This is a genomic window from Ferroacidibacillus organovorans (assembly GCF_001516615.1).
Lineage (GTDB): Bacteria > Bacillota > Bacilli > Alicyclobacillales > SLC66 > Ferroacidibacillus > Ferroacidibacillus ferrooxidans_B.
Genome location: NZ_LPVJ01000006.1, coordinates 193354 through 202191, shown reverse-complemented (window position 1 = coordinate 202191; position 8838 = coordinate 193354). Strand labels below are relative to the sequence as shown.

The window sequence follows — 8838 nt, the reverse complement described above, 5'->3', positions numbered from 1 at the left end:
ATCCCCAGTGACGAGTCGCACCCCGTGCGGGTGCGTGGATTGAAACTGCCCATGACAGATTTGTCACCCCCGAATTACCGTCGCACCCCGTGCGGGTGCGTGGATTGAAACTTCTTAGCGATATATCCTCAAATGTCGCGAAAACGTCGCACCCCGTGCGGGTGCGTGGATTGAAACTTTTAGGAAAGTACACCATAACTTCATTCAGGAAGTCGCACTGCATATTCCGGAGTAAATCGTCCACCCATTCTGGAAAGTTTCGTCCACCCTCGACCTGAATCTTTGACCCTACAGGAATCGACTTTCTTCTGGAGAATTCGTCATCGAATGGCATCCAGAGAGGAGATTTGTGTATGGCAAGACGGAGGGTTCCTATGCATCACATCCGCAACATCTTGCGCCTGTCCTTTGAGGCTCATCTCAGTAACCGTGCCATCGCCAGTAGCATCGGCGTTTCACACAGTACGGTAAAAGACATCTTGGAGCGGTTTCAGTTCTCGGGCTTATCCTGGCCGCTGCCCGATTCACTTGACGCGCAGGCACTTGAAGCGGCTCTCTATGTCAAGCCCATCGGTCGCCCATCCGACAAGCCAGAGCCGGATTACCTCTACGTGCACAAAGAGTTGCGACGCAAGGGCGTCACGCTCCAATTGCTGTGGGCCGAGTACAGGGAGCAGTATCCTAAAGGCTATCAATACAGCCAATTTTGCGTACGGTATCGTCAATGGGCAAAAACAACCGATCGCTCATTACGGCAAACGCATATCGCCGGTGAGAAATGCTTTGTGGACTACGCCGGGCTGACGCTCGAAATCGTCGATCCTGAGACGGGAGAAATCAAGCCAGGGCATCTCTTTGTCGCGGTGTTAGGCGCGAGCAACTTCACGTTTGCTGAAGTGCATCCCGCGCAGGATTTGGCATCCTTTGTGGGCGGGCATGTGCGGGCATTTGCCTTTTTCGGCGGTGTCCCGGCGCTGTTGGTTCCTGACAATCTTAAAGCGGCCGTCACAGAAGCGAATCGTTATGAGTCTCTTTTGAATCAGACGTACCAAGAAATGGCGAATCACTATGGGGCGGCCATCCTTCCTACGAGACCTCGAAAACCCAAGGATAAGGCAAAAGTAGAAGTCGCAGTCCAGATTGCTGAGCGTTGGATTTTGGCCGTTTTACGAAACCGCACCTTTTTTTCCATCGCTGAGGCGAATACCGCTGTGCATGAATTACTGGAACGGCTCAATGATCATCCCTTTCAAAAACTTGAGGGCACGCGTCGATCCCTGTTTGCCATCACAGATCAACGTGCCCTCAAAGCGTTGCCGAAAGAACCGTATGAATTCGCTCTTTGGCACCGCGCCCGCGTTTACACCGACTGCCACATCGAATACAAACGCTCCTTCTACAGTGTACCGCATCGCCTGGTCCGTCAAGAGGTGGACGTGCGGATCACCGAACGGATCGTCACGGTCTTTCACAAGCACGTTGAGGTGGCGCGACACTCGCGTAGTCGGGTTCCTGGTGAGCGAAAAACGACGATCGAACATCTGCCAAAAGCCCACCAAAAACACCTCGAATGGACACCGGACCGGCTCATCGCATGGGGTCGATCCCTTGGCCCGAATACGGGCATGCTCGTCGAGCGAATCCTTGACGCCAAGCCGCATCCCGAGATGGGATACCGTTCCTGTCTCGGACTTTTGAGCCTGAGCAAGCGTTATCCAACGGATCGATTGGAGGCAGCGGTCGAGCGAGCGTTAAACCTGCATGCTCCGACGTATCGCAGTGTTCGCTCCATTCTGGATAAGGGGTTGGATCGAATTCCACTGACGATCGAAGCGGAGGAGGTGACGCCGCTGCAGCATGCGAACATTCGCGGAAGCCAGTATTACGCCCGCCACGTCGTGCACTGAGGTTGCTCGTAAAGCATGAAGCGAGCATGCGCTCGCTTTTCCACGGTCGATGGGCATCGCCAAGAGAGGCGACGTCCATCGACCGCGGGATGGTTAAAAACCAAAGGAGAATGAACATGGGAAGAAACCAGATCATCGAAGCGTTGCACATCCTGCAGATGCCTGCGATGGCAGATGCGTATGAGAGACAGGAACAAGGGATCGAAGGAGACGGACTGACGTTTGAGGAACGACTGGGCTTTTTGGTCGACGCTGAAGTTTTGTATCGCAGAATCGCAAGCAGGCTCGCCTGTTGCAAGAGGCAAAATTGCGTGTGCATGCTTCCCCGGAAGATATCAATTACCGCCAAGCCAGGGGATTGGATCGCGGTGTGATGCGATCGTTACTCGAAGGCGGATGGATCGAACGAAAGCAAAATCTGACGCTGACAGGCCCCACCGGAGTTGGAAAGACGTATCTCATTTGTGCATGAGGCCATGCGGCATGCCGCCAAGGCTATCGGGTTCGATACATGCGTGTGCCTCGCTTGCTCGACGAGCTTGCCATTTCGCGCGGGGATGGACGATACAGCTCGTTCCTACGCCAGTTGGCCAAATACGATCTTTTGATTCTGGACGATTGGGGCCTCAGTCCGCTTACGAGTGCACAGGGGCGAGAAATGCTCGAGGTTCTGGATGATCGCGTGGATCTGCGATCGACGTGTGTGGCGAGCCAAATTCCATACGAGCTATGGCATGGTCAAATCACGGATCCGACGATCGCCGACTCGGTCATTGATCGCCTGCTCAACAAGTCGCATCACATTGCGTTGGCGGGAGATTCGATGCGATCTGAGGCGCCTGTCTTGTCATAAACCCTAGGGTGTGATATCCATAGAACAACAGGTTTGAGTGGTGGACGAAAGATACCAGAATCGATGGACGGAACTTATCGGAATGCATGGACGATTGTTTTCATAATGAGTGGACGAATTGAACGGAATACACAGTCGCACCCCGTGCGGGTGCGTGGATTGAAACATTTAACTCTTCCACGAGTTGAGCGACCGTGACGTCGCACCCCGTGCGGGTGCATGGATTGAAACGCGATAAAACCGCCTCCCGGCGTCCCTGTGACGAGTCGCACCCCGTGCGGGTGCGTGGACGTTCAGATGCAGGGCGAAACGACGCGCGTGTATCTCTTTTGCATGGAGTTATCCGCCAGTCGGAAAAAGTTCGTCTGGGCCTATCACAATGAGCAGCAGGAATCGTTTTTGGACGGCTTTGTCCGCGCCTTTGAATACTTTGGCGGGGTGCCGGCGATCGGCCTCTTTGACAACCTCAAGAGCGCGGTCAAGAAGATACTAACCGGACGCAATCGTCAGGAGCAGGAAACATTCATCGCCCTTCAGGCCCACTATGTGTTTGAAGCGGAGTTTTGTAACGCGCGACGGGGGAACGAAAAAGGGATCGTGGAAGGGCTCGTCGGCTACGTGCGGCGTAACGCTCTGACGCCGGTGCCGGATGTGATGAGCCTGGAAGAACTCAACACCCAGATCCTGCTTCCGTGGTGCGATCGGATGGCCGAAGTGGAGCATGTCCCTCACACGACGGAAACGGTGGCTCAGGTCTATGAGCGGGAACGCGCGGTCCTGCACCTTTTACCGCTCCGTCCCTTTGAGGCGTGCCGGATCCAGGCGGGCACGGTCAGCAAGATCTCGACCGTGACGTTTGACACCAACCAGTATTCGGTGCCCAGTCATTATGTGGGACAAGCCGTGTGGGTGAAAGGGTTCGTCGATCGCGTGATCATCGTGGCTCAAAACGACGTGATCGCGATGCATGCACGAAGTCTGGAGCGCCAGCAGATGGTTTTGGAACTGGACCATTACCTGGAGGTGCTACTCAAGAAACCGCGAGCCGTCAGGGACACACGGGTGATGCAGGATGGTCAAGTGCCTGACGTGTTCCGTCGCGTACACGCCAAGATGCGAGAACGACAGGATGCCGAAGGGGATCGCCTGTTTGTCCGCTTCCTGCTCCTGCACCGGGAGGTGGGAATGGAACGCTTGCGTCAGGCGCTCGACGCAGCGGAACGCACAAACACGTACCACTTCGAGGGGCTGCAGGAAATCCTGGCACAACTCATCGAGCCGAGGCCCCACGCACCGCTGGCGGTCGAACAAGTCCCAGTCGATCTGAACACGTATCGAGTACAACGATTGAATCTACAAATGTATAACCGCTTATCCAGTGGAGGGGATCACCAATGACCACCGATCTGTTGCTGACGCATTATCTCAAACAATTGCGCCTGCCAACGGTCGCCAAACACTACGCGTCCCTGGCGCGGGAAGCGACGGAACACGGACTGAGCTATGAGGTGATGTTAGGCTATAAAAGTGGACACGACGAACTGAGAATGTAAAATAAAATCATTCGAGGTGATGATCGTGCCAAAACCCTTTGAGCGAGATTTCAAGTTAAACATAGATAAAAGCTGTTCCTAATAAACAAAAGGAAATGGCGTTACTTGTCCTGAATGAGAATGACGAGGTTATAGACGTATTTCATCACGATACTCAAGGTAACTTCGCCGCGATACGACGGGTGCCTATGCCCATTCATTCTGTGATTCTTTCGCTATACTTTACCTTGACCTTATTAAAATTGAACGCAGGTGAATGCCATGCTAACTATCCGCAATACACCGAATTTAGCAGGTATCGCGATATCTGGTGACGATCAGGACCTCGATACGCTATACCTGGCGCTACTCATGATCGTTGGAGATGAAGGGGAATACGGGAATTACGAAGGGGCGCGTCTTCGGATTCTCGGAGTGATGTATGACATTCGACATGCGTTCCAGGGTGATCGGGAATTTGAGTTCGTTGACAACGGTATGAATGCGGACAGGATGCGAATGTTGGAGATGATCACGCCGGATAAAAATTTGTATTACAAGTGCCAAGTTTACTATCCAGAGGCACTTTTCGTCACTATGGCAATCAACGACTTTATCCGTCTTTATGCTAAAACACATGCAAAGTCAGCCACTTACCCGTTGGTGGACAAGAAAAATCTATGGGATGCACATATTGTGACCGCTCGATTGTTTCAGTCGTTGATCGCGAATTGTCTGAAAGAAGCTGTGACAGAGGCTTCATACAAGCGAATCGTGAACCTCTTGCACAATGACTATACATGGACGGATGGCTACACGACGCAATACCTGGATATGTTGAACATTCGATATCTTGAAATCGGGGATAGAGAGCAAAGGGCGAAGGAGTTATCTTTAATTGTCAAACGAATGACTGAAAAAGGGAAGGAATATCGCCAAGTTGAAGAGGGAGTTAGGACAGTGGCACGGGAACATCATTGCTCTGTGGAAGAAATTCGTTTGATCGAGCATTATCCAGAGAAAATCGAGTGGTAGAAGGGCAGGGCAAGAGGGTTCAATGGGATAATTAAAGATTCTCGGTCGAATCATAGACCGAAAAAGGCAACAAGGCGGCTGAGGTTAATGTTAAATGGGAACAAATACCCGATTTGTGGAAGGGATAACAACTGCGGCAATGTTGCTGGCAAACCCCATGGAACATGTTGGTGTGATCAAGAATTCTTTCCGCAGGAGATATCCGACAAAATCCCATCAGGGTCGGAAAAAAGGTGTATTTGTAGAACCTGCCTTGAAGAACTGAAGAATGGAGATATACCACGAAGAAAAGGAGATATTCAATGACCGAACACCATCACGATCATGACCATGGAGATGTCTTTCACTCCCACGCGCCAGCAGGGAGAATGAAGCTCGCATTTTTTTTGACGCTCGTCATTCTTGGTGTGGAACTCCTGGGGGGCTGGCTTTCCCACAGTTTGGCGCTGTTGTCTGACGCAGGGCATGTGCTCACGGATCTTTTGGCCATCGGGCTTTCCTGGTATGCGATGAAGCAGTCCGAAAAACCAGCGAATGAAGGCATGACATTTGGCTATTACCGAGCCGGGATTTTGGCGGCGTTCATTAACGGCATTACCCTCATTCTCATTACGCTATGGATTTTGTGGGAGGCCTTTCATCGTTTTAAGCACCCAGAACAAGTCAGCCCCACTTGGATGTTTGTAAGCGCCGGCGTGGGACTTGTGATGAACCTGTATCTTGGTTTGGGAATGCGTCATGAAGAGAATATCAACGTCAGGAGCGCTGTTTTGCACATGCTTGGAGATGCCGCCGCTTCGGCTGGGGTCATCGTGGGCGGAATCATCATCGTGTTCACCAAGTGGTATGTGATCGATCCCACCCTGAGTGTACTCATCGCATTGCTGATTGCGCGTGGAGCCTGGAAAATTGTAAAGCAGACCGTGAGCGTTTTGATGGAAGGGACACCTGCCGGAATTGAAATCCAAAAAGTCGTGAACGCCATCACGTCAGTACAAGGTATTCAACATGTGCACGACTTGCATGTTTGGACGATTACCAGTGGGAGAAACGCACTCTCCTGCCATGTGGTTGTCGACGGGAAAATGACCGTGGAAGGCACCCAAAACCTATTGCGGGATGCAGAACACAAGCTCGTGCATTTGGGGATCGGCCACGTGACCATTCAAGCTGAAGATCCTACGCATCTGCACGATGAGTCCATTCTTTGCACAAGTGATCGTCTTGAAGAACATCACCACTAAAAGGGGTTAGGACTATCTATGTCATCACATGTTGCGACCGCAAGGTTAGGCGTAACATCGAGCGGATTTCAACCCTATGGCTGGTGATCGAAGCGGCCGTTGCCGTCAGCGCGGGCGTCATTCGCGGGCGTTATTGTCCATTCGCTGACTTTGTTTGCATTTGGCGCGGAAAGGAAGATGCGTGTGGGTGTGGGCACTCGAATTCCAGTCCAAGCCAGACGGGTGTTCAACATAGCATTGCCTGCCATTGGAGAGGCGTATCTGCAGAATTTATTGGGTGTTGTTGACACCTTCTTTATTGCGAGGCTGGGACTTATCGCGATTGATGCAGTGGGTGTGACCAATGTCTACAGTATGACTTACATCGGTGTGTTTACGGCGGTGTCGGCGGCGCTTTCGGTCTTTTTGTCCCGCGCGGTTGGCGCGAAAAACAAAGAACGAAGTCATTCTGTGATCTGGCATGGGTTTGTCATTGCATTCATGATCGGCCTTTTCGCATCGCTTATCTCCCTCTTTTTTGCTGTACCGCTGCTGCATGTCATGGGGGCTCAAGGGATTCTTCAAAGTACGGCACTCCCGTATTTTACAGTTGTACTTGGAATCTCGCCATTCATTGCCTTGTTTACTGCACAGTCGGCGGCATTTCGGGCCATTGGCGACACCAAGACCCCGTTTCGTGTGGGGCTTGAAATGAACGGTCTGCACGTTGTATTTGATTATGTGTTGATTTTCGGGGTGGGACCGTTTCACGGATTCGGCATTAAGGGTGCGGCCGTCGCCATGGTGTTCGCGCGCCTTTACGCACTGATTCGCCTTTGGCAAAAATCCCGTAGCGTGAACACACTCACCTTGCGCGTTTCCGACTTGAAGTTGTCAACATCGCTCTGCTGGAGTATGACACAATTTGCGATTCCTGCCGCGTTGGAGCGCCTTTCCATGCGCCTTGGGCAAGTCGTCTATTTTGGACTCATCGTGCGGATTGGGATCGATGTGTATGCAACACACAATATTGCAGGAACCATCACCACATTCGGATCTGCAATTGGAAACGGGTTTGCTGTCGCCACCACAGCCACGATCGGACAAGCCATTGGAAGCGGCAACGAGTCTGATGTGAGGATATATCGACGCTTTAGCTACATGGAGTCGGCTGTATCCATGACAGCGGTTGCCGTTCTCTTGTGTGTGTTAAGTCCGTGGATCGGACTTTTATTCACTCACAACCCACACGTCATACACCTGCTGTTCATCATCCTTGCCATCGATGTCTTTTCCCAGCCTTTCTTGGCGGCCGTCTTGGTAGACACATCCGCCATCCAAGCCGGAGGCAACAGCAAGTTCCCCATGATCACAACGATGATCGGGATTTGGGGTGTTCGGACACTGGGTGTGTACCTTTTTGCCTGGCGCCTTGGCTTTGGTCTGCCAGCCGTGTGGGTTAGCATTGCTGCAGATAACGCGTTGCGTGCGTGGCTCTTTCTGTGGTATCGAAGGACACGCAATTGGGTTCAGCAGTTAGCGTGAGCCAGCAGGAGACGCCATGGCGTAACCGTGGATTTGCAAGCTGCAGTCTCAAACCTCTGCCCGAAACGTCTTACCTCTTTGTTCGCCAAGACCAAAATAGTGACGAAAATTGTAGATCAAGGGACTCCACTTTAATGGGTCAATGTGCGTGTCATCGAGGATGATGCGCTCATGTGCGTGAATCGATACCGCTTCTGTTTCAATGATTGCAAAACGGGTATCTTCTCCTGTCACGCGAAGATTCACCACGCTTGCCTCGATCTGCAGTGGACATTCGGCGATTCGGCTTGGCGCCACACGATGGGAGGGAATGGCAGACAGACCGGACGCCGTAAATTTGTCCTTTTCATATCGAAAGCCCCCTTTTTTATGCGCGGGAACTGGATTTGCCCCGGTGAGGGGCGCCAACGCCTCGACTTGATGCCACAGATCGGGACTGGGGATGTTGACAACACACTCATTATGCCGCCGCAGGTTGGCAAGCCCTTGTCCTCCTTCGCCGAGCCCCAGAATGATGCGATTGCCAAGCGCCCACGCGGAGGACATCGGTGTGATGTTGCTTGTTCCGTCTTCTTGAAGGGTCGTGAGGAGCACCACAGGTGTCCCAAAATACAAGATCTTTGGGTGAATCGTTCTCGTCTTCGTCCTTCCTTCTTGCACGTACATAACGGCCCGCCTCCTGTGCGCATTTGTCTGTCCCCTTCATTGTAATGCGATAAGCATTCGATTATCATCGAATCGTG

9 protein-coding genes and 1 pseudogene are annotated in these 8838 nt (G+C 52.2%); 9 read left to right on the top strand and 1 reads right to left on the bottom strand.

Annotated features, from left to right (window positions below; genetic code table 11):
* Positions 1 to 374: 374 nt before the first annotated feature.
* The 9 genes and pseudogenes from istA (ATW55_RS02505) (at position 375) to ATW55_RS02480 (ending at position 8095) form a co-directional block, all read left to right on the top strand.
* The gene (gene istA, locus ATW55_RS02505) at positions 375 to 1907 is read left to right on the top strand and encodes an IS21 family transposase (protein WP_067711830.1); all 1533 of its coding nucleotides are present in this window, start codon (positions 375 to 377) and stop codon (positions 1905 to 1907) included.
* 116 nt (positions 1908 to 2023) lie between these two features.
* On the top strand, positions 2024 to 2281 hold the full coding sequence (locus ATW55_RS16665; protein WP_235586959.1) for an ATP-binding protein: 258 nt from the start codon (positions 2024 to 2026) through the stop codon (positions 2279 to 2281).
* Positions 2221 to 2760 (top strand): annotated as a pseudogene (locus ATW55_RS02500) (ATP-binding protein). The gene ATW55_RS16665 and the pseudogene ATW55_RS02500 overlap by 61 nt, the downstream one beginning before the upstream one ends.
* 297 nt (positions 2761 to 3057) lie before the next feature.
* The gene (istA, locus tag ATW55_RS02495) at positions 3058 to 4158 is read left to right on the top strand and encodes an IS21 family transposase (protein ID WP_067711828.1); all 1101 of its coding nucleotides are present in this window, start codon (positions 3058 to 3060) and stop codon (positions 4156 to 4158) included.
* Positions 4155 to 4313: a hypothetical protein gene (locus tag ATW55_RS16215; protein WP_160327146.1), complete on the top strand. Its 159-nt coding sequence runs from the start codon at positions 4155 to 4157 to the stop codon at positions 4311 to 4313. Before istA (ATW55_RS02495) ends, ATW55_RS16215 begins: the two co-directional genes overlap by 4 nt.
* Positions 4314 to 4574: 261 nt before the next feature.
* Positions 4575 to 5327 (top strand): DUF6904 family protein, encoded by a 753-nt coding sequence (locus tag ATW55_RS02490; protein ID WP_067711825.1) that lies wholly within the window; start codon positions 4575 to 4577, stop codon positions 5325 to 5327.
* 87 nt (positions 5328 to 5414) lie between these two features.
* On the top strand, positions 5415 to 5633 hold the full coding sequence (locus ATW55_RS15630; protein ID WP_082685468.1) for a cysteine-rich CWC family protein: 219 nt from the start codon (positions 5415 to 5417) through the stop codon (positions 5631 to 5633).
* Complete coding sequence (locus tag ATW55_RS02485) at positions 5630 to 6571, top strand: cation diffusion facilitator family transporter (RefSeq protein WP_082685467.1); 942 nt, start codon at positions 5630 to 5632, stop codon at positions 6569 to 6571. The genes ATW55_RS15630 and ATW55_RS02485 overlap by 4 nt, the downstream gene beginning before the upstream one ends.
* A gap of 183 nt (positions 6572 to 6754) precedes the next feature.
* A complete protein-coding gene (locus ATW55_RS02480) occupies positions 6755 to 8095 on the top strand; it encodes an MATE family efflux transporter (protein WP_160327145.1) in 1341 nt (446 codons plus the stop codon).
* A gap of 48 nt (positions 8096 to 8143) precedes the next feature.
* Here ATW55_RS02480 and ATW55_RS02475 read toward each other — a convergent pair whose 3' ends face one another.
* A complete protein-coding gene (locus ATW55_RS02475) occupies positions 8144 to 8761 on the bottom strand; it encodes a flavin reductase family protein (protein WP_067711819.1) in 618 nt (205 codons plus the stop codon).
* Between the last annotated feature and the right edge of the window lie 77 nt (positions 8762 to 8838).

Coding starts and splice junctions, on each gene's coding strand:
- ATW55_RS02485 (WP_082685467.1), top strand. CDS start 5,630: ATGACCGAACACCATCACGATCATGACCATGGAGATGTCTTTCACTCC.
- ATW55_RS16215 (WP_160327146.1), top strand. CDS start 4,155: ATGACCACCGATCTGTTGCTGACGCATTATCTCAAACAATTGCGCCTG.
- ATW55_RS02490 (WP_067711825.1), top strand. CDS start 4,575: ATGCTAACTATCCGCAATACACCGAATTTAGCAGGTATCGCGATATCT.
- istA (WP_067711830.1), top strand. CDS start 375: ATGCATCACATCCGCAACATCTTGCGCCTGTCCTTTGAGGCTCATCTC.
- ATW55_RS16665 (WP_235586959.1), top strand. CDS start 2,024: ATGGGAAGAAACCAGATCATCGAAGCGTTGCACATCCTGCAGATGCCT.
- istA (WP_067711828.1), top strand. CDS start 3,058: ATGCAGGGCGAAACGACGCGCGTGTATCTCTTTTGCATGGAGTTATCC.
- ATW55_RS15630 (WP_082685468.1), top strand. CDS start 5,415: ATGTTAAATGGGAACAAATACCCGATTTGTGGAAGGGATAACAACTGC.
- ATW55_RS02475 (WP_067711819.1), bottom strand. CDS start 8,761: ATGTACGTGCAAGAAGGAAGGACGAAGACGAGAACGATTCACCCAAAG.